Source organism: Kribbella sp. NPDC050820 (assembly GCF_040653975.1).
GTDB lineage: Bacteria > Actinomycetota > Actinomycetes > Propionibacteriales > Kribbellaceae > Kribbella.
The window spans coordinates 27,377-47,141 of record NZ_JBFAHB010000024.1 but is presented as its reverse complement, the minus strand read 5'-3'; the positions used below and the strand labels follow the sequence as shown (position 1 = coordinate 47,141).

21 protein-coding genes are annotated in these 19,765 nt (G+C 69.2%); 10 read left to right on the top strand and 11 right to left on the bottom strand.

What is annotated here, in order from left to right; translation table 11 throughout:
• Window positions 1–7: 7 nt before the first annotated feature.
• Window positions 8–859 (bottom strand): DUF817 domain-containing protein, encoded by an 852-nt coding sequence (locus tag AB0H36_RS21600; RefSeq protein ID WP_360525940.1) that lies wholly within the window; start codon window positions 857–859, stop codon window positions 8–10.
• A 115-nt stretch (window positions 860–974) separates the two neighbouring features.
• Here AB0H36_RS21600 and AB0H36_RS21595 point away from each other — a divergent pair, with 115 nt between their 5' ends.
• On the top strand, window positions 975–1,505 hold the full coding sequence (locus AB0H36_RS21595) for a GNAT family N-acetyltransferase (protein ID WP_360525938.1): 531 nt from the start codon (window positions 975–977) through the stop codon (window positions 1,503–1,505).
• A 54-nt stretch (window positions 1,506–1,559) separates the two neighbouring features.
• Window positions 1,560–2,636: a redox-regulated ATPase YchF gene (ychF, locus tag AB0H36_RS21590; protein WP_360525935.1), complete on the top strand. Its 1,077-nt coding sequence runs from the start codon at window positions 1,560–1,562 to the stop codon at window positions 2,634–2,636.
• Between the two features lie 15 nt (window positions 2,637–2,651).
• Here ychF and AB0H36_RS21585 read toward each other — a convergent pair whose 3' ends face one another.
• Window positions 2,652–3,149 (bottom strand): SMI1/KNR4 family protein, encoded by a 498-nt coding sequence (locus AB0H36_RS21585; protein WP_360525932.1) that lies wholly within the window; start codon window positions 3,147–3,149, stop codon window positions 2,652–2,654.
• A 266-nt stretch (window positions 3,150–3,415) separates the two neighbouring features.
• On the opposite strand from AB0H36_RS21585, the gene AB0H36_RS21580 reads away from it, so the two are divergent.
• Both AB0H36_RS21580 and AB0H36_RS21575 read left to right on the top strand, forming a co-directional pair.
• Window positions 3,416–4,579 (top strand): phosphotransferase, encoded by a 1,164-nt coding sequence (locus AB0H36_RS21580; RefSeq protein WP_360525929.1) that lies wholly within the window; start codon window positions 3,416–3,418, stop codon window positions 4,577–4,579.
• 43 nt (window positions 4,580–4,622) lie between these two features.
• Window positions 4,623–5,348, top strand: coding sequence for a methyltransferase domain-containing protein (locus tag AB0H36_RS21575; RefSeq protein ID WP_360525926.1), 726 nt, complete (start codon window positions 4,623–4,625; stop codon window positions 5,346–5,348).
• Here the strand turns inward: AB0H36_RS21575 and AB0H36_RS21570 are convergent.
• The 7 genes from AB0H36_RS21570 to AB0H36_RS21540 form a co-directional block, all read right to left on the bottom strand.
• Window positions 5,332–6,201 (bottom strand): aminoglycoside phosphotransferase family protein, encoded by an 870-nt coding sequence (locus tag AB0H36_RS21570; protein ID WP_360526118.1) that lies wholly within the window; start codon window positions 6,199–6,201, stop codon window positions 5,332–5,334. The genes AB0H36_RS21575 and AB0H36_RS21570 overlap by 17 nt on opposite strands.
• 41 nt (window positions 6,202–6,242) lie before the next feature.
• Complete coding sequence (locus AB0H36_RS21565) at window positions 6,243–6,893, bottom strand: LysE family translocator (RefSeq protein WP_360525923.1); 651 nt, start codon at window positions 6,891–6,893, stop codon at window positions 6,243–6,245.
• Window positions 6,894–7,039: 146 nt separating this feature from the next.
• On the bottom strand, window positions 7,040–7,216 hold the full coding sequence (locus AB0H36_RS21560; RefSeq protein ID WP_360525921.1) for a DUF5302 domain-containing protein: 177 nt from the start codon (window positions 7,214–7,216) through the stop codon (window positions 7,040–7,042).
• A 97-nt stretch (window positions 7,217–7,313) separates the two neighbouring features.
• On the bottom strand, window positions 7,314–7,544 hold the full coding sequence (locus AB0H36_RS21555) for an SRPBCC domain-containing protein (protein ID WP_360525918.1): 231 nt from the start codon (window positions 7,542–7,544) through the stop codon (window positions 7,314–7,316).
• A gap of 60 nt (window positions 7,545–7,604) precedes the next feature.
• Window positions 7,605–7,799 carry a hypothetical protein gene (locus tag AB0H36_RS21550; RefSeq protein WP_360525915.1) on the bottom strand — a complete coding sequence of 65 codons (195 nt, stop codon included), beginning with the start codon at window positions 7,797–7,799 and terminating at the stop codon, window positions 7,605–7,607.
• Window positions 7,800–7,837: 38 nt separating this feature from the next.
• A complete protein-coding gene (locus tag AB0H36_RS21545) occupies window positions 7,838–9,931 on the bottom strand; it encodes an alpha/beta fold hydrolase (protein WP_360525912.1) in 2,094 nt (697 codons plus the stop codon).
• 27 nt (window positions 9,932–9,958) lie between these two features.
• Window positions 9,959–11,017 carry a class I SAM-dependent methyltransferase gene (locus tag AB0H36_RS21540; protein ID WP_360525909.1) on the bottom strand — a complete coding sequence of 353 codons (1,059 nt, stop codon included), beginning with the start codon at window positions 11,015–11,017 and terminating at the stop codon, window positions 9,959–9,961.
• Window positions 11,018–11,107: 90 nt separating this feature from the next.
• Between AB0H36_RS21540 and AB0H36_RS21535 the strand changes: the two genes are divergently transcribed.
• Together AB0H36_RS21535 and AB0H36_RS21530 are read left to right on the top strand one after the other, a co-directional pair.
• Complete coding sequence (locus AB0H36_RS21535; protein ID WP_360525906.1) at window positions 11,108–13,798, top strand: LuxR C-terminal-related transcriptional regulator; 2,691 nt, start codon at window positions 11,108–11,110, stop codon at window positions 13,796–13,798.
• A 64-nt stretch (window positions 13,799–13,862) separates the two neighbouring features.
• A complete protein-coding gene (locus AB0H36_RS21530; RefSeq protein ID WP_360525903.1) occupies window positions 13,863–14,492 on the top strand; it encodes a DedA family protein in 630 nt (209 codons plus the stop codon).
• Here the strand turns inward: AB0H36_RS21530 and AB0H36_RS21525 are convergent.
• Window positions 14,479–15,702, bottom strand: a complete 1,224-nt coding sequence (locus tag AB0H36_RS21525) for an aminotransferase class V-fold PLP-dependent enzyme (protein ID WP_360525900.1) — start codon at window positions 15,700–15,702, stop codon at window positions 14,479–14,481. The genes AB0H36_RS21530 and AB0H36_RS21525 overlap by 14 nt on opposite strands.
• Between AB0H36_RS21525 and AB0H36_RS21520 the strand changes: the two genes are divergently transcribed.
• From AB0H36_RS21520 to AB0H36_RS21510, 3 genes are all read left to right on the top strand, one after another.
• A complete protein-coding gene (locus AB0H36_RS21520; protein ID WP_360525897.1) occupies window positions 15,701–17,080 on the top strand; it encodes a PLP-dependent aminotransferase family protein in 1,380 nt (459 codons plus the stop codon). The genes AB0H36_RS21525 and AB0H36_RS21520 overlap by 2 nt on opposite strands.
• Window positions 17,081–17,154: 74 nt before the next feature.
• Window positions 17,155–17,610 (top strand): hypothetical protein, encoded by a 456-nt coding sequence (locus tag AB0H36_RS21515; protein WP_360525894.1) that lies wholly within the window; start codon window positions 17,155–17,157, stop codon window positions 17,608–17,610.
• A 2-nt stretch (window positions 17,611–17,612) separates the two neighbouring features.
• Window positions 17,613–17,909 (top strand): hypothetical protein, encoded by a 297-nt coding sequence (locus AB0H36_RS21510; protein ID WP_360525891.1) that lies wholly within the window; start codon window positions 17,613–17,615, stop codon window positions 17,907–17,909.
• Here AB0H36_RS21510 and AB0H36_RS21505 read toward each other — a convergent pair.
• On the bottom strand, window positions 17,906–18,730 hold the full coding sequence (locus AB0H36_RS21505) for an acyltransferase domain-containing protein (protein WP_360525888.1): 825 nt from the start codon (window positions 18,728–18,730) through the stop codon (window positions 17,906–17,908). The genes AB0H36_RS21510 and AB0H36_RS21505 overlap by 4 nt on opposite strands.
• Window positions 18,731–18,905: 175 nt before the next feature.
• Here AB0H36_RS21505 and AB0H36_RS21500 point away from each other — a divergent pair, with 175 nt between their 5' ends.
• Window positions 18,906–19,733 (top strand): AraC family transcriptional regulator, encoded by an 828-nt coding sequence (locus AB0H36_RS21500; protein WP_360525885.1) that lies wholly within the window; start codon window positions 18,906–18,908, stop codon window positions 19,731–19,733.
• The last annotated feature ends 32 nt before the right edge of the window (window positions 19,734–19,765 follow it).

The window sequence follows — 19,765 nt, the reverse complement described above, 5'->3', positions numbered from 1 at the left end:
CGCCCGGTCACCTGGTCTGGTTGGCGTTCTCGTGTTGCGGTGAGATCTCAGCTGCGTTGACGTCGGTCGCCCGCGGAGTCGCGACGGTGGCCGATGCGCCGCGGTGGTAGAGCCTGCCCTCCAGCGACTTCACACTCGCGACCAGGACGAAGCTCATGCTCACCAGCAGCGCCCACGCGCCGAACTTCGCCGGATGCACGAGCCGCCAGACGTCGACCTGGTCCGGGTAGTTCCACGCGTCCAGGAAGGTCCCGAAGTTCTCCGCGACCCACAGGAAGAACCCGATCAGCCCGAACGAGACCGCGAGCGGCATGCGGTACCGCCGTACGCCGACCGAGTAGAAGACCCAGGTACGACGCAGCACCACGAGCAGCCCGATCGCGATCGGGATCCGGAGGTCGACGATCCAGTGATGAGTGAAGAAGTTCGCGTAGATCAGCACCGCGAGGACGGTGGTCAGCACCGGCCGGTAACCGCTCACGCGCAGGTCGAGCCGCCGCCAGGCCTGGCAGATGTAGCTGCCGACCGCGGCGTACATGAACCCGGCGAACAGCGGCACGCCACCGATCTTGGTGAACGCCTCACCCGGGTACTGCCACGACCCGACCTGCACCTTGAACAGCTCCAGCCCGAGCCCGACCAGGTGGAACCCGAAGATCACCGCGACCTCGCGCCACGTCTCCAGCCCGACCACCCAGAACAGCAGTGTCAGGCCGACGCAGTAGATGAGCAGAGCGTCGTACCGGGGGATCAGGTCGACGTACTTGGACACGGCGAGGCCGGCGAACAGGCAGACCGGGAAGAGGCAGGAGACCGCCTCCAGCCAGCCGAAACGCAGAAATTGCAGGCATCCGGTCACGAAGCGTGGTCGAAAGGCGGCGCGATCTCCCCAACTGGTCACAGACTGGAGACGTCGCTTGCTCTCGGCTGGTTCGGACGGATACATGATCGGCAAGGGATGCGGGAGGTGCCGGATGGATCCGAAGGTGGTCTACGAGACGGAACGGCTCGTGGTGCGCGACTGGGTGGACACCGACGAGGACCGCGTGTTCGACATCTACCGGCGCTGGGAGGTCTCGCGCTGGCTCGGCGCCGAGCCCCGAGTGATGACGGCCCGCGACGCCGCCGCCCAGGCGATCGCGCGCTGGAACGACCGCAACCAGGACCGGGTGTATGGCGTCTGGGCGGTGGAGGAGCGCTCGACGGCCACGGTCGCGGGGACCGTGCTGCTCGTCCCGCTGCCCGATCCGTCCGACGGGACCGAGCACAAGGGCGAGGTCGAGGTGGGCTGGCACTTCCACCCCGACGCCTGGGGCCGCGGCCTGGCGACGGAGGCGGCCCGCGGCGCGATCACGCACGGGTTCAAGGGCGGCCTGGACGTGATCTACGCGGTGGTCCGCCCCGACAACGCCGCCTCCCTGGCGGTCTGCCAGCGCCTGGGCATGCGGTCGCTGGGCCGGACCAGCCGCTGGTACGGCGCGGAGCTCGAGGCGTTCCTGATCTGACCGGCGGGCCGCGGATTGGGGTGCGGCGGGGTTGGCCGCGTACCCTTGACGCCCGTGGCACTCACCATCGGAATCGTCGGGCTCCCCAACGCGGGCAAGTCCACCCTGTTCAACGCACTGACCAAGAACGACGTGCTCGCGGCGAACTACCCGTTCGCGACGATCGAGCCGAACGTCGGCGTGGTCGGTGTGCCGGATGCGCGGCTGGGCAAGCTGGCCGAGCTGTTCAGCTCCGCGAAGGTGATTCCCGCCACGGTGCAGTTCGTCGACATCGCCGGGATCGTCCGCGGCGCGTCCGAGGGCGAGGGCCTGGGCAACAAGTTCCTCAGCCACATTCGCGAGTCGGACGCGATCTGCCAGGTCACCCGGGTGTTCCGCGACGACGACGTCACCCACGTCGACGGCAAGGTGTCGCCGGCCGACGACATCTCCACCATCCAGACCGAGCTGATCCTGGCCGACCTGCAGACCGTCGAGAAGGCGATCCCGCGGCTGGAGAAGGAAGCCCGGCTGAAGAAGGAGAGCGCCGTCGTGCTGGAGGCGGTCCGGGCCGCGCAGAAGCACCTCGAGGCCGGGACGCCGATCATCGCCAGCGACGTGGACCGGGACGCGATCCGCGAGCTGATGCTGATGACGGCCAAGCCGTACCTGTACGTCTTCAACTGCGACGCCGACGAGCTCGCGGACGAGCCGCTGAAGCAGCAGATGCGGGACCTGGTCGCGCCGGCCGAGGCGATCTTCCTGGACGCGAAGTTCGAGGCGGAGCTGGTCGAGCTCGGCGACGAGGACGAGGCTCGCGAGATGCTCGCCGAGATGGGCATCGACGAGCCGGGGCTGGACGTGCTGGCGCGGGTCGGTTTCGAGACGCTCGGCCTGCAGACGTACCTCACCGCCGGCCCGAAGGAAGCCCGCGCCTGGACCATCAAGCGTGGCGCCACCGCCCCCGAGGCCGCCGGCGTCATCCACACCGACTTCCAGCGCGGCTTCATCAAGGCCGAGATCGTCTCGTACGACGACCTCGTCGAAGCCGGCACCATGACCGCCGCCCGCTCCGCCGGCAAAGTCCGCATGGAAGGCAAGGACTACACCATGCAGGACGGCGACGTAGTCGAATTCCGCTTCAACGTGTAGCCCAAGGGGCGCGGGTCAGGGTTCTTGGTTGTCGTAGTGGGTCTCGTCGACGAGGCCGGCTACGAAGGTCTCGAAGTTGGGCGCGAGGAGCGTGATCCGGTAATCCCATTCCTGATCGACGTGCACGACGGCCGGCTCGCCTGGTGTGCGGTAATCGAGGGCGACCATGTCGTGGCCCGCCGAGGGGCAGTCGGCGATGTAGATTCCGAGATCGGGGTAGCCCCATTCCGCGACCCAGAACGCACTCCCCGCCTCACCGCACAGACTGAAGTTTGCCGTTCGACCGATGGCGGCCAGCGAGACCACGCCGACATGGTCCTCGGCCCAGGTGGTCCGGCTGGGCGCAGGGTGGGCGTTGCGGGCGAGGAAACCGCCATTGTGTCGACGGGCCAAAGCCACGTAGGCGGCGGGCAGTCGGTGCCCGAGTTGAGCCTCGACCGCCCGCAGGACGTCGTCCGTGACCGGTTCGGCGAAGGGGGCGGAGCCGTCGAAGACCGTCGAGGGATCGAGCACGGCCTGACTGTAGACCGTCGGTGGATCGAGGACGGCCTGACTGTAGACCGTTGAGGGATCGAGGACGGCCTGACCGTCGAGGTGGGCGGCGACGTGGTGGAGTTCCGGTTCGGCCGTCCGTGGTGGGTGGACCTGTGGGGTGGGGTCGGGTAGCGTCCGGGGGGCGTGGTTGGGGCCGCGTCGAGACTCGCCGGAAGGCTGGAAGCCACCCTGGAGGGTGGTCTTCTCTTGGGGCCTGTGCGAGTCCGGGTCCGGGAGGATCTGTCATGAGACATTTGCCGGACAGCCCGAGTCTGGGGTTTCTGCGGAAGCAGGCGAAGGATCTGCTGGTCGCGCTGCGGGAGTCGGATCCGAGCGCGTCTCTGGCGCAGGCACAGCGGACGTTGGCGGTCGAGTACGGGCTCCGTGACTGGACCGAGTTGAAGGCCGAGGCCGAACGGCGGGCCGCCCAGGCTCCCGTCGTACCTGATGGGCTGGCTGAGGCGTTGGCAAGCGCGTTCGGGCTTGGCCGGGTCACCGGAGAAGCAGCGGCGGTTTCGTTCAGTTTGATGGGGCGGTGCTGGTCGATCAGCACGGACCGAGGGCGATGGTTGGCAGTCACCGTCTACCCGTGGATCACGGCCGATCAGGCCGAGCTGGGGTCCAAACTTCGCGATGCGGCGGTGGCCGCCGGGATCACCGCGCCGACTCCGGTACGCAGTCCCGAAGGCCGGCTGATCGAGAGCGTGCAAGGCGACAACTGGCGGGTTCACGAGTGGATCGAGGTCGGTCCGTCACCGGTGAGCCCGACGCCTGCCGCCGTGGCCCGCGGGGTCGGCGAGATCTTCGGCACTCTGCACTCGCTGGCCATCCCCAGTGACACGCCCCCGCACCCGTACGTCACCTGGCGCCGTCCGGACGCCGAGTGGAAGGAACTGCTCGACCGCGCTCGCGCGGTCGGCAAGCCTTGGGCCGGGCGGCTCGCCGAGCTCCTCCCGACGTTCCGGGAACTGCAGACGATCCCGGCGGACATCGAAGGGGACCTGATCCTCTGCAACCAGGTCCTGAACCCCGAGCACGTCCGCCTGAGCCACAAGGACGAACTGGTCGTCACCGAGTGGGACTTCGCCGGCTCGCTCACGCCGGAGCTCGAAGTCGCCTGGGCTCTCACCCACTGGACCTTCCGTCCGGCGCTCAACCCCAACGCCGTCTCGGCCTTCCGCGACGGCTACCTTCACACCGCCGGCCGTTGGCCGGACCTCACCATGGCCTCGTTCGCCACCGCGGTGACCAGTTGGCTGAACTGGACCTACAACACGATCTGCGAAGCCATCGACCCCGCCGACCCCGACCGCGCGCACTTCGCCGAACGCGAGTCGACCGATCTCCTGGCCCGCCCGATGACCTGTCAGTCGCTGGGACAGCTGCTCCACACAGCCGCTGCGCCCTGAAAATGCGTCGCCCCGGCCCTGGGCTCCGGCCTAGGGTCGGGGGATGGTCGATGCGATTTTCGGGGTGCCCCGGTTGGCTCGGATCTACGACGCGCTGGATCCGGATCGCGGGGATCTGGAGCACTACGTCGCGATGGTGGACGAGTTCGGCGCGCGGCGGGTGCTGGATGTCGGCTGCGGGACCGGCGAACTGGCCTGCTGGCTGGCGCGACTCGGCGTCGAGGTGGTAGGAGTCGACCCGGCCGAGGCGTCCCTTGAGGTTGCCAAGGGCAAGGAGTTCGCCGACCGGGTGCGGTGGATCCACGGTGACGCGACCACGCTGCCGCCGCTCGAGGCGGACCTGGCGGTGATGACGGGGAACGTCGCGCAGGTGTTCCTCACCGACGAGGCCTGGGCGGCGACCCTGCGCGGGATACACCAAGCGCTACGGCCGGGCGGGCGGTTCGTGTTCGAGACGCGGGATCCCGCGCGGCGGGGGTGGGAGGAGTGGACCCGCGAGCAGACGTACGGCGTGACGGACATTCCCGGCGTTGGCCAGGTCGAGCACTGGACCGACCTCGTCGAGGTGAAGCCGCCGTACGTGTCGTTCCGCGGCACCTTCGTGTTCGGGGCGGACGGCGCGGTGCTGACGTCGGACTCGACCTTGTGGTTCCGCGAGCGGTCGGAGGTGGAGGACTCGCTGAAGGCGGCCGGGTTCGCGGTCGACGACGTACGGGAGGCGCCGGACCGGCCCGGCAAGGAGTTCGTGTTCGTCAGTTCGCGGCGATGAGCAGGGCCGTCAGCGTGTGGTGGGCGGTGCGGGACATCACCGGGTTGGTCTCCACGTAGTACCAGAGGCATCCGATGGCCTGGGCGAACGACCAGCCCATGCCGCGGCGCCACTCGTCGTCGTTGCTGCCGAGCGCCGATCGGAACGCCGACCGGGCGTCGGTGTCCAGCAGGTTCCAGGCCGGGGCGAGGTCGATGGCCGGATCCGCGACGGTAAACGTGCCGACGTCGATGACTCCGGCCAGCCGGTCGTCGGACGCGAGCAGGTTGCCGGGCATCAGGTCGCGGTGCGCCCACACGTCCGGCTCGGTGCGCGGCGTCGTCCGCAGGTCGGCCCAGAGCCGCCCGAGCGCGTCGACGTCGATCATCCCGCGGCTGCGCTCCAGCCCCTCGGCGACGTCGTCGTCGTGAGTCGTCAGTACGCCGCCCCGCCACGAGCCGGTGAACACGCGCCCCTCGGTCGGTACTGCGCGCAGCGCATGCACGAACGTGGCCAGATCCTCGGCGAACCCGATCGAGCCGGCGACGTCGGCGTCGTACGCGATCGTTCCCGGGAGCCAGGTGTGGACGGCCCACGGCAACGGGTGCCCCTCGCCGGGCTCGCCCAGCTCGACGGGCTCCGGAGTCGGGTACGGCGAGATCGCGTGCAGCCGGCGTGCGGCCTCGGCTTCCTCCTCGAGGTCCTTCCGGGTCGCGGCCGCGTCACCCGGCTGGATCGGGAACCGCGCGACCAGCCCGTCGCCGATCCGGAACAGCGCATTCACCGTCCCATGCGACCGCACCGGCCTGACCGGCAGCTCGCTCCACACCGGGAACTGGGACCGGACAAGCCGAGCCACCAGATCAGGCGTCACGTCCAACTGTCCAGGATGCATCGGCACGCCCATTTGGTCGATCAGTGGGTGGCGAGGGGGCGGGCGCGGTCGGTGACCAGGCGGATGGCGAAGAAGGCGAGGGCGGTGCCGGTGAGGTAGCGGTGGATGCGCATCCAGGTCGGGCGGCGGGACAGGAAGACGGCGACCGCGCCGGCAGTGATCACGAAGATCGCGTTCACGGCGACGCCGACGGCGGTCTGGACCAGGCCGAGGATCATGCTCTGGGTGCCGAGGTGGCCGCGCGACGGGTCGACGAACTGGGGCAGCAGCGAGATGTAGAGGATCGCGATCTTCGGGTTCAGCAGGCAGGTGAGCAGGCCCATCCCGAACAGCCTCCGCGGCCGGTCGGGCTCCAGCTCCTGGGTCGCGAAGGCCGAGCTCCCGCCGGGGCGGAACGCGTTCCAGGCGAGCCACAACAGGTACGCCGCGCCCGCGAGCTTCAGCGTCAGGTAGATCTCGGGGACGAGCGCGAACAGCGTCGCCAGCCCCGCGCTCGCGGCGAGCAGGTAGACCGTGAAGCCGACGCCGACGCCCGCCAGGGAGATCAGCCCGGCGCGGCGGCCCTGGGCGACTGATCGCGACACCAGGTAGATCATGTTCGGCCCGGGAGTGAGCACCAGGCCGAGCTCGACCAGTGCGATTCCGAGCATCGCCTCACCGCTGACCACCACGAAGTTCCCCTTTCGTCGGCTCGAACCTAACAGCGCCGGCACCAGGGCACCGGGGGTTTTCGGCAGGGTGAGACAGCTGCCCCGGAATGAGTCGAGCCCCGGGCGGTGACCCGGGGCTCAGGCGGATGGATGGACAGCTGGCGGGATCAGCTGCCGGACTTGCGCCGGAACTGGCGCCTCTGCTTGTCGTTGTGCGCCTCGCCGACACCCTCACGCCGCGACCCGGAGCCCGGGTGCGCGTTGTGGTGGGCGTTCTTCTTCTCGAGCGCTTCACGGAACTTCTTCTGCAGATCGTCCGCCGGCTCGCTGGACTTGTCGCTCATACCGTCTCCTTCAAACCGTCAGGCGTACGCACCCACGCTAACCAACTGTGACCCGCACACGCGAGCCGATTACGGTGGCGTCCGCCAGGCGAGCGCGTCACCGTACCTGCTGAGCGCTCAACAGCCCAGCCAGCCGGTCGAGCTCGGGCTCCCAGCCCAGGCGATTCCAGCTGAAGGCGAGCCGGTACGGCGGTTCCACCTCGAGATAGGTGCCACGGACGACGTGCTGCCCCATCTCCACCACGTACTCCCCGCCGACCTGCACGTCGGACTGGACCTTCAGTTCCAGGTCCGGGTTCGGGCAGTACCACTGCGTGAGCAGCTCCACCCGGTCCAGGCGTCGTACACCCTCCGAATGGTTGCCGGAAGCACCCGTTCGATCCGGATGTCAGGTCCCATCCCCGCCTCCTCGCAGCAGTTCCTCGAGCCGGTCGACCGTGCCGTTCCAGTACGTCGTGAGGTCGCCGAGCCACTCCTGGACCTCGCCGAACGCCTCCGGCCGGATCCTGCACACGACCGTCCGGCCGACCTTCCGCCGGGTCACCAGCCCGGCGTCGACGAGCACGCCGACGTGCTTGGTCATCGCCGGCAGCGTGAGGTGGTTAAATGTCTGTCAAGCGCTCAGAGCAGGTCGGCGAGTAGGCGCGCGGCTCGGGCGGCGCCGTCGGACTCGACCGGACGGTAGTCGGGTTCGGTGTTGAGGGCCTTGGCGATGGTCTCGGCCAGGTGGGTCGGGTCGGACGCCTCGGCGTAGGTGAGGCGGTGGCCGGCGTTGTAGCGGTCCAGGCGGGCGGCTACGTGGAAGTTCTGCTCGAAGTGGTGCTGGAGTGGGACGTAGATGAACGGCACGCGGGCGGCGGTGAGCTCCATGCAGGTGGTGAGGCCGCCCTGGGTGATGGCGAGGTCCGCGGCGGCCAGGTGCCGGTGCAGGTCCGGTAGGTAGCCGCGCAGCGTCGCGCCTGGGATCGACGGGAGGCTGTTGGGGTCGATCCGTGGGCCGGTGACGACCACGAAGTTCAGTTCGGGCACCAGACGTCGCGCCGCCGGGATCGCGTCGAGCACGCGGTGAAGCAACGAGGATCCGACCCCGGATCCGCCGACCGTCACCACGCAGAGCAGACCGTCCGCGGGATAGCCGAGCGTCGTCCGGTCGACTCGTTCGGGGACGAACCCGGTGACGTAGCCGGCGAAGTCGAAGTTGCGTTCGGTCCACTCGCGGATCCCGGGCAGCCCCGGCCCGAACGAGGCGTCGACGATGTCGTCCGGGTCGCCGACGAACACCGACCGGTCCCGCACCCGGCCGAACCGGGCCCGGTGCTCGATCATCTCGGCGTTGTAGTCCGCGGTCAGCCGGGCCTCGCGGTCGCCGCCGTCCGGCATCGGCAGCCAGCCGACGAAGTCCGTCATCCAGGCGTACGCGAACCGCTTCAGCTCCGGGTTCTCGTGCAGGAAGTAGTCCACCTCCCACGCTTCGTCCCCGATCACCAGGTCGTACGGGCGCTCGGCCACGACGTCGGCGAAGGTGAGGAAGTTCGCGACCAGGACCTCGTCCATCCGCCGGATCGTCTGGAACGCGTGCAGGTCGTGCTCGCCGGCGTCGTACTCGATGTGCGTGGACTCGTTGCACAGGTACGACGACGCCGGGTGGACGGTCTCGCCAGCGTCGTCGAGCACCCGGGTCACCGGGTGCTGTGCCAGCCAGTCGATCTGCAGGTCCGGGTGGTGCGTGCGCAGTTCCTGTGCGATCGCCAGGTCCCTGCGGGCATGGCCGAGTCCGATCGGCGACGACAGGTAGAGCGCGCGCTTCGGCCGACTCATCGCCCGGACCCAGGTACGCCGTACTGGTCGTGGCGCAACGCGGTCGATGAAGTCGCGCAGCAGCCGGTTGACCATGACCGGGTCGCGGGCGTGTGGCGCGTGGCCACCGCCCTCGACCGTCACCAGTGAGCCGCCGGTCGCCTCGGCCAGCATCACACCCTCGAGGTGCGGCCGGATGGCGTCCTGCTCCCCGTGGATCACCAGCACCGGGCAGGTCACCTTGGTGAGCAGCTCCGGCGGCTGGTGGACCTCCCGGGCAAGCTCGGTGTCCACCAGCCGCTCGGGGCCGATCTCCCCTCCCCAACCGATGCAGTCCTCGATCTGCTTGGTGGAGTGCGGCTCGTTGAACAGCTGCGCGAAGAAGTACTCGAGGAAGTCGTCGTACCCGCCCTCGAGCCAGTGGTACCGGTTGTACTTCGCCCAGCCCTCAGTGCTCTCGTGGCGCTGGTGGAACGTCCACTGCGTCCGCTCCTCCAGCTTCGGCGCCAGCCTGGTCGCCGGACCGATGCACACGATCCCCAGCACGCGCTCCGGCTGCTCCAGGGCCAGCTGCAATGCCCAAGGACAGCCCCGGGAGAACCCCACCAGCACGCAGGACTCGGTCTCGGTCGCATCCAGTACGGCGAGTGCGTCCGCGACGAACTGGGAGTCGTTGTACGCGTCCGGGCCCACCGGTCGGTCGGACTGCCCGGAGCCGCGTCCGTCGAAGGTGATCACCCGGTAGCGCCGGGACAGATAAGGGACCTGCGCCTTCCACATGCGGGACGGCACGATCGACCACGTCGGCAACAGCAAGACTGCCGGTCCCTCCGTGCCGTGCACGGCGTAGCCGATCGTCATCCCGTCACGCTCCACCGTCCCCTGCAGATCAGGTGTCAGCGCAGGTCTCTGAGTCATCGCTCTGCCCCCTTTGCCCTCAATGTCTCAGGGCCGTACCTCGTACACCAGGTTGAACGGCGTCTGCGCGACCGTGCGGAACCTGGTGAACCCGGCCGCCGTCGTGACGTCCCGGATGCGTGCCGGACCGGCCTGGGTGCCCAGTGCGAGTCCGACCGGCTGGGAGAGGGATCCAGGAGTGCACAGCAGGGTCGAGAAGCCGTAGTACGCGCGGCCGACCGGGTTGAGGTTGTCCTCCACCTTGTCGCCGGCCATCGGCTCCACCACCATCCAGGTGCCGTCCGGTGCGAGCGCCTCCCGCACGTGGCGGGCCGCGCCAACCGGGTCGCCCATGTCGTGCAGCGCGTCGAACGTCGTCACCAGGTCGTACCCGGACCCGCTGAAGCCGTCCGCCGGTGCAGCCTCGAAGCTGATCCGCAGACCGGCCTCGGCCGACCGCAGCCGGGCCGTCTCGATCGACTCCTGGTGGTAGTCCGAGCCGACGAACTCGGACCGCGGGAACGCCTGCGCCATCAGGATCGTCGAGGACCCGTGGCCGCAGCCGATGTCCGCTACCTTCCCGCCCCGCTCCAGCTTGTCCACCACGCCTTCGAGCGCAGGCAGCCAACTGGTGAGCAGATTCGCGTTGTACGACGGCCGGAAGAACCGCTCGCACCCGACATGCACGTCCGACGTGTGCTCGTGCCAGCCGATCCCTGCACCGCTACGGGCCGCCTCGATCGTCTGCGTGGTGTGCTGCACGGTGCCCAGCGCGATCTGGAAGAAGCCGGGCAGGTACGCCGGGCTGCTCGGATCCGTCAGCGCCACGGTCTGCTCCGGCGGCAGTGTGTAGTGCCCGGTGCTCGGGTCGTACTCGACGTAGCCCCCTGCGGCCTGCGCGTTCAGCCACTCACGCGTGTAGTGCTCGTCGGTGTCGGTTCGCTCGGCCAGCTCTCCCGGTGTCGCCGGCCCGTGATCGGCGAGTGCCTGGTAGTAACCGAGCCGGTCGCCCATCACCACCAGCGCCGCGTTCAGCGTCGCCCCTACCTCGTCCACGGCCTGGTAGACCAGCCCCATCAGCTTCTCGCCGTCGATTGCGACAGTCATGTTTCCGCCCCCTTGCTAGGTCAGTACGGCGAACCTAGGCAGGGCTGCTCGCCCGTCGCATCAGGTGCCCCACCTGGTGCAGACTGGGGCATGCTGATCGGGCGGGAGGCCGAACGCCGGGCGATCGAGCAGCTGGTCGCGGGGGCCCGGGTGGGGGCAGCTGGCGTGCTGCTGGTCACCGGTGAGCCGGGCATCGGCAAGACCGCACTCCTCGATGAGGCCGCCGGTTTGACCAATGGCCTTCGCCTGCTCCGCGCCCGTGGCACCGAAGCCGAGCACGGCATGCCCTTCGGAGCTCTCCACCAACTCCTCCGTCCCGCACTGACAGACCTCGACCGCATCCCGCGTCCGCAGCAAGCGGCGCTCGCTGCTGCGCTGGCGCTCAGTCCTGGAGACAGCACTCCAGACCGGTTCGCGGTCGGTGCTGCGACGCTCAGCCTGATCTGTCGGTACGCCGAGCAGGCACCGGTCGCCGTGATCGTCGACGACGCGCACCTGCTCGACCGTCCGTCGGCGGAAGCCCTGCTGTTCGCCGCGCGACGGCTGCTTGCCGATCCGATCATGTTGCTGATCGCCGCCCGGCAGAACGAGCCACACCCGCTAGCAGAGGCCGACCTGCCGACCCTTCCTCTCGGTGGCGTGCCGCTGGAGGCCGCACAGCAGCTCGTGCACGGCCTGCCGGTCGACCTGGTGGCCCAGCTGCACAAGACAGTGGCCGGTAACCCGCTGGCACTGCTGGAGTTGGCCGGCGAGCCTGACGATCTGCGTCGGCTGCCTCCCGGTGTGCCTGTGCCTGTGCCGACCTTGCTTGCGGAGGCCTTTGCTACAAGGGCAAACCGCCTGAGTCCAGCGGCTCGCACTGCGCTGCTCACCGCGGCTGTCGACGATGGTGAGCTGGGTGTGGTGGCCAGAGCGTGCAAGGAGCTGGGAGTCGACATCGTAGCGCTCGCTGAGGCGGAGACCGCTGCTCTGGTGGCCATTCGCGATGGTCGGGTCGAGTTCCGCCATCCACTGGTCCGGTCGGCGATCTACACGAGTGCTGACGCGGCAGAGCGCCGTACTGTGCATCGGGCGGTCGCGGGGGCGACGCAGGACGAGGACAGGCGGGCGTGGCATCTGTCCGAGACTGTGCTCGGCTTCGATGACAGCGTGGCGTCCCGGCTCGAGGTTGCCGCCGAACATGCAGCAGGGCGTGGCGCGCACTCGGTCGCGGCCACTGCCTACGAGCGCTCGGCTCGGCTGAGCGACGTACTGACCGACCGGGCGTCCAGACTGGTCGCTGCAGGTGAGGCCGCGTGGTCCGCGGGGCTGCCGGACTGGGCGGATGCGTTGCTGGACGAAGTGCTGGCGTTGAAGCCACCGCCGATGACCAAGCTGCGTGCGCAGGAGGTCCGCGGCGACATAGCGGTCAAGTGCGGTTCGCCTGCACGCGCACGGGACATCCTGGTCGCGGCTGCGGCAGAGAGCGATGACGAGGTCACGGCAACCGTGCTGTTGGCCGATGCGGTCAGTGCGTGCTTCCGGATCTGCGACACGGCGTCGGCGTTGGCCGCTTCGGAGGAGATCGACCGTCTTCTGCCCGCTGTCGAGCGCCAGGGGCCACGCATCATCGGCATGCTGGCCAGCGGCGTCGCCAAGATCCTGGCCGGGCAAGGCGGAACCGACCAGATCCGCCAAGCCGTCGACCTGGCTCCGTCCGACGAGCTCGACCGCGACCGGCGGCGGCAGGTGTGGATGGCGATCGCGCCGCTGTTCCTGCGGGAGAGCGACACCGGCAGGGCCTTGCTGCAGCAGGCGATGCTCGAGCGCCGGGACCAGGTCGCGCTGGGCGCGCTGCCGGGTCTGCTGTTCGTGCTGGCCCGTGACGACGCCACGACGGACCGGTGGGCCGACGCTGTCGCGTCGTACGACGAAGGCGTCCGGCTGGCTCGGGAGATCGGGCAGACGACGGAGCTGGCGATGAATCTGGCCGGCCACGCCTGGCTGGCGGCGCATCAGGGCCGTGCAGAGTGCCAGGAGCTTGCGGCGGAGGCGCTGCGCATCTGCACTGAGCGGGAGATCCACCTGGGGACGGTGTGGTCGTTGTTCGCGCTGGGCGACTACGAGCTGGGTCGTGGCGATCCGGTCGCGGCGCTACCGCAGTACGAGCGGCTGGTCGACGTACTGGCGTCCAACGGGCTCAAGGACCCGGATCTGTCGCCGGCACCCGAGCTGGTGGAGGCGTACCTGCGGTTGGGGCGGTCCGACGAGGCAAAGGCGTTGGCTGGGGAGTACGTCGTACAGGCGGAGGCCAAAGGGCAGCCGTGGTCGTTGGCGCGGGCGGCGCGGGTGCGGGGAGTGGTGGACGAGAGCGAGGAGGCGTTCGAGCGGGCGCTGAGGTGGCATGCGGAGACGCTGGACGTGTTCGAGCGGGCCAGGACCCAGCTGGCGTACGGCGCGTGGCTGCGGCGAGCGCGGCGACGCGTGGACGCCCGGACGCAGCTACGAGCAGCCGTTGAAGCGTTTGATCAGCTCGGAGCCGCCGGGTGGGCCGATCAAGCGGCGATGGAGCTGAAGGCAACCGGCGAGACCGCACGGCGGCGCGTGCCGAGTACGGCGGATGAGCTGACCCCTCAGGAGCGGCAGATCGCACTGCTGCTCGCCGACGGCCAAAGCATCCGCGAGGTGGCGGCCCGGTTGTTCCTCAGCCCGAAGACCGTCGAGTACCACCTGCGCAAGGTCTACACGAAGCTCGGCATCCACTCCCGCACCGAGCTCGTGGACACGCTGAACAACCGGTGAACGCCCGCTGAATCACATCGATGGGATTGTGGCCGGTTTGCCTGCGGATGGCATCCTTGGCCGGGTGACGGAGTTGATGGAGGCAGCGCGACAGCTGCTCAGTGTCGCAATGGCCTCGCATTGGCTGCTGCTCGTGCTGTTTCTGGCGGCCGCGATCGACGCGGTCTTCCCGGTGATCCCGAGCGAGGGTCTGGTGGTCACGGCCGGCATGGCCGCCGCCGCGGGACACCAGAACCTGCTGCTCGTGATCGTGCTGGCGATGCTCGGCTCGGTCATCGGCGAGACCGTCTGCTACTTCATGGGTCGCGGCTCCGGCCCCGCCCTGCATCGCTGGATGAAGCGCCAGGAGCGCCGACAAGCCGTCTACGACAAGGCGTCCGCCGCGTTGCACTCCCGCGGCGGACTGATCCTCATGACGGTCCGCTACGTCCCCGGCGCGCGCATGGTCGCCACGCTGGCCGCCGGCGCCACCCGGTACTCGTTCAAGAAGTTCTTCGTCTTCACCTTCGCCGGCGTCACCATCGCCTACACGTACGTCGCTCTGCTCGGCTACCTCGGCGGTGACGCGTTCGCGCACGACTCGCTGAAGGCGCTCGCGTTCAGCCTGAGCCTGGCGTTCCTGATCGGCCTGGTGATCGAGACCTCCCGCCGGATCGCCGTCCGGCGCCGCGCGGCCAAGGTCATCGCCGAGTAGCCAACTCGGCCACCGCGGCGGCGACCAGCTCCACCTCCGCCTCGGTGTTGTAGTAGTGCGGCGACAACCGCAGGCACCACTGGACGTCCTTGTCCCCGAAGTCGTACTGCGCGAACTCGCGGAAGCTCAGCGCCGAGTTGATCCGCCGCCGGTCCAGCTCCGCCTTGAACGGCGCGCTCTCCCAGCCGGCGATGGTGAACGTCACCAACGCCGCCGGGTCCGGTCCCTGGTCGAGCACAGCCACGCCTGGCAACGGTGTGAGCTGCTCCCGAAGCACGGCCGCCAGCCGTCGGGCCCGGCTGCCACCGGCCTCGATCCCGACCTGCCGTGCGTATCGGACCGCCTCGGCACACCCGAGCAGCGCGGCGTACGGGAACTCCCAGTCCTCGAAGCGAGCCGCGGTCTCCACAGCCTGGTAGCTGTCGGGTCCGCTCCACTGCGCGCCGTACATGTCGATGTACTGCGGCTCGTGGCCCGCGCGCAGGACTCGGTCGGACACGTAAAGGAAGCCGGTCCCGCGCGGTCCCCGCAGGAACTTGCGCGGTGTCGCCGTGAGGAAGTCGCAACCGATCTCCTGTACGTCGATGGGCAGCTGACCGACCGACTGGCACGCGTCGACCAGGTACAGCAGGCCGAGCTCGCGGCAGTGCTTGCCGATCTCTGCCACCGGCTGGACCAGCCCGGAGTTCGTCGGCACGTGAGTGGCGGCGACCAGCCGCGGCCGGTGTCTGCGCATCAGGTCGGCCATCGCGGCCACGTCGACGCCGCCCTCCGGCAGGTCCGGGGCGTGGATCACCTCGACGCCGCGCCGGCGCCGCAGGGACAGGAACGCGATCTGGTTCGAGACGAAGTCGTTCCGGGTGGTCAGGATGACGTCGCCCGGTGCGAAGTCGATGGCGGACAAGGCGGTCGAGTAGGCGTGGGTTGCGCTACTGGCGAAGGCGATGTTGCTCGGAGCGGTGTTCAGCAGTGCCGCGACCTCGGTGTAGAAGCCGCGGACGGCATCGGACCGCTGCGCAGCGGCCTCGTAGCCGCCGATCGTGGCCTCGAGCTCGAGATGGCTCTGGACTGCGGCGAGAACAGACCGGGGGAGCAGACCGCAGCCGGCGTTGTTGAAGTGGACGACGTGCTCGACGCCCGGGGTGTCGGCCCGAAGCGAGTCCAGTAGCAATTCTTCCAAGGAAGCAGTAGCGCTATTGTTGGCTCTCATGAATGACAGTACCACTTCGGTCGGCGCGTTGGTTGGTGAGCTGCGCCGCACGGTCGCCGGCCTGCGCCCGGGGGATCGGTTGCCGGCCAGTCGCGAGCTGATGGCTCAGCACGAGGTTGGTCCGGGCACGGTGTCCCGGGCGATCTCGCGGCTGGTCGCCGAGGGCCTGGTGGTGGCGCGTCCAGGCAGTGGCACGTACGTCGCTCCACGCCGCCAGGCCGCGAAACCGGCCGATCTGGGCTGGCAGTCCCTCGCGCTGGCCGATCGCACCATCGACACCAGGTCGGTTGCCGACGATCTCGGCGTACCGGTGGTAGGGGCGGTGATGCTGGACGGCGGGTACCTGCATCGGTCGCTTCAGCCCGGCAAGGCGATGACGGCGGCGCTGGTGCGGGCGGCTCGGCGGCCCGATGCGTGGGACCGGGCGCCGATCAGCGGCCTCGCCCCGCTGCGGTCGCTGTTCGCGGCCTCGGTGGACGCGATGCCTGAGGACGTCCTGATCACTGCAGGCGGGCAGAACGCGTTGTCGATCGCGTTCCGGGCGCTGGCTGCTCCGGGCAGCCCGGTTCTGGTCGAGTCACCGACGTACCACGGGGCCCTCGCGGCGGCTCGGAGCGCTGGGTTGCGGCCGGTTCCGGTGCCCGTCGACGCGGACGGCGTCCGGCCCGATCTGCTCGCCGAGGCGTTCGAGCAGACCGGTGCACGGGTCTTCTACTGTCAACCGGCACACCACAATCCCACCGGCGCGGAGCTCACCGTTGAGCGGCGGGTGCAGGTCCTGGACATCGCCCGGGCGGCGAATGCCTTCGTGATCGAGGACGATGCCTCCCGGCTGCTCAGCCACGGGACCAGTGCGCCGCGGCCGCTGCTGACTGACGATGCGCAGGGCACGGTGGTGTACCTGACCTCGTTGACCAAGCTGACTGCGCCCAGCTTCCGGATCGGTGCGCTGATCGCGCGCGGGCCGGTAGCGGAGCGACTGCGTGCAAGTCGGCACGTCGACGACTTCTTCGTTGCTCGGCCACTGCAGGAGGCTGCGGTGGAGCTACTCGGCTCGTCCGGCTGGGATCGGCACCTTCGCTCGTTGGCACCTGAGCTGCGGCATCGCTGCCGCGCCCTGGCCACCGCCCTCGGTGAGCTGCTGCCCGGGTGGACCGTGGACCGGCTGCCGACGGGCGGACTGCATCTCTGGGTGCGGTTGCCCTCGGCCGACGATGAGCTGCGGCTGCAGGCGGAGGCATCGGCGCGTCGAGTGGTTGTCGGTGCCGGTGCTCGGCACTTCGCTGCCGAGCCGCCGGGCGCGTACCTGCGGCTGAACTTCGCGGCCGCTGCCAGCGAGGCCGAACTGGTGGAGAGCGTGCGCCGTTTGGCTGCATGACACGTCTGTCCCGACTTTGCTGCAATGGCGTGTCACTGACCAACCTGACTGGTCCGGTATGCGTCAGTAGAGACGTGGTGAGGCCTGGGGCGAACCTCCTCGGCGCCGCTGCGATCGTGGCGGCGCTGGCCGTCGGGTGCGCCCAAGCCATCCAAACCGGCGCCCAAGCAGTAGCAGCTGCACCGGTGACCAGGACCTTCCCGGCGCGGCTGGCGAACGGGAAGCCGCCGCTGCTCGTGGTCGTCTCGTTCGACGGCGCCGGCGACCTCGCGCTGTGGGCCCGCTGGCGAGCCGTAGCCAAGCAGGTCGACGCCCGGAACAGAGCTCCAGGCGTTCGACCACATGGTGCGGACCGGTCCGCAGAAGGCTCCGTTCGACCCGGCCACGGTCAAGGGCATGCGTACGCCGTGTCTCGAGGGCAACCGGCCGGCGTACCGGCAGGCGATGGCACAGCGCGGCATGCTGTACGACGCCTCCGAGCCCGGCTACCTCGCCTGGCCGACGAGGTCCGGCGGGCAAGCAGACGCTGACGATGGACTACAACCTGTGGTTCACCCAGACCGGCGCACGCACCGTGCCGGTCGCGCAGGCGCCAGTGCTGAAGGCACAGGTGCTCGCCACCTATCGCCAGGCGCTCGCGAAATCCCGCGCCAACGGGAACCCGCCGCTGTTCCTCGGCAACCACTTCAACCGCTGGAACAACAGCGTGTACTCCGACGCCCTCACCAGCTTCGTCCAGGAGACCTGCAAGCAGCCCGATGTCCGCCGCGTCAGCAACATCGAGCTGGCGAGCTGGCTGACGAATTACGGCGTACCGCGGTCGACCTAGAGCCGCAGGTACCCGTACGCGCTCTGCCAGGTCCCGCCGGACTTGATCCGCCCGACCACCAGCCGCTGCAGCGTGGTGTCCTGCGGCAGCTCGTCCAGCTTGTCGAGGCCGTGAGTGCGGAAGGTGAAGAAGATCGCGCCGTCCTGGCTGTCGTTCGCTTCGCCGTACGGCGTGAAGCGGCGGCCGAACCGGACCATGTTCGACTCCGGCGGCAGGTTGTCGAGCAGGTACGGGTCGATCAGCCAGGACCACAGGTTCGCCGTCCGCACCGGGTACTCCGGGAAGTAGCGCGGGAAGAACTCCCGGGCCTGCGCGAAGCTGTCGTCGACGAGCTCGGGGGTCAGCGGCCCGATCTCCGGGATGTGCACACCGATGATCCACTCACCCGGCTCGGTCCCAGGCACCGGCTTGTCGGCCGGCACCTGGTGCAGCAGGTACTGCAGTCGGCCGAGCGCGTAGAGCTGGCCGGTCCAGTGGATCGTCATCCACCAGTGCGTCTCCAGGCCGTACTCGCCGAAGGTACGGCGATGCACCTTGAGCTGCTGCCCGAGGTCGGCCAGCGAGGCCCAGCTGATGTCGTCCGGGATCCCGCGCTCGGCGTGGTAGCGCCGGATGTCCGGCAGCGTCTCCAGGAACGCCTGCACCGAGTTGCGCGGGTCCTCGGGCATCCGCAGCTGCGGTTCGGCGCCGAGCTTGCCGAGCTCCGCCCGCAGCTGGTCGGCCAGGTCCTTCACCACGGCGGGGTCCGCCTGGAAGGCCTCCGCGGCCGCGCGGTCCTCGTCGCTGAACCCCAGCAGGCGGTACTCCTCGGCAGTCGTCACTCGCCAACGGTATCCGATACCGGCCAGTCAGAGACTTACCGCTCCTCGGCCAGACCCAGGTAGAGGATTTTCGGATCCGCCGGGCTGAAGGCCAGCGATGGGGCACAGAGCTTCAGAGCCACCACTGACGGTGGCGGACCCACGACATGACGTGAAGCGGCCATATCGTGAACCAGTGGTCGCCTACCTCCGCGTTCCTCCACCCGACGAGCAGCGTGACGTCGTCGAGCACTACTGGATGGTCGAGGCTGCCGGATCCAGCGAGGTTCAACGGGAGATCCTGATCCCGAACGGCCGCCCGGCCCTTGCGGTTGCGTTGGCAGAACCCGGGCGGCGGCACGATCCGGTGAGCGGCGCGCAGTGGGTGAACGACGGCTCCCTGTTCGGGATCATGACCAGGCCGCACGTCCTGACGCAGTCGGGCCCGTCGAGCTACGCCGGGGTGGAGCTCAAACCCTGGGGAGTCGCGGCACTCGGCATTCACGGCGGGTTGGTCGACGACGTGGTGTCACTGGACAGCTGGCTCGGTCCTGGTACGACGGACAGCCTGATGCGGGCGCTACGGCAACAGGAGTTCGGTGCGGCGCGGGCGGCCGAGCTGGCGGCCTTCCTGCAACCGCAACTGCGTCCGTTGCGTACCGATCTGGTCGATCGGACTGTTCAGCTGATCGACGAGAGCCGCGGAGGTCTGGCAGTGGCGACGCTGGCGGCCGAGCTCGGTACGTCGTACTCGACCCTGCATCGCGTGTTCGGTGCGCTGACCGGAGTCGGTCCGAAGAGGTTCAGTGAGATCGTGCGGTTCTTTCACTTCGTCGGTGGGCTGCTCGGTGGGCCGTCCGATGCCGCCGCGACGCTGGCAGCGCTGCACGGGTACTACGACCAGGCGCACGCGGCGCGGGACTTCAAGCGGTACACCGGGGTCAGCGCGTCGTCGTTCCGGGACGTGGAGAACGGGATCGCCGCACTGATGCATGAGAGATCTGTCCAAGACGCCGGGGGCTGAGCGGGACAAGCTGAGGGCACAGAACCTCGGAC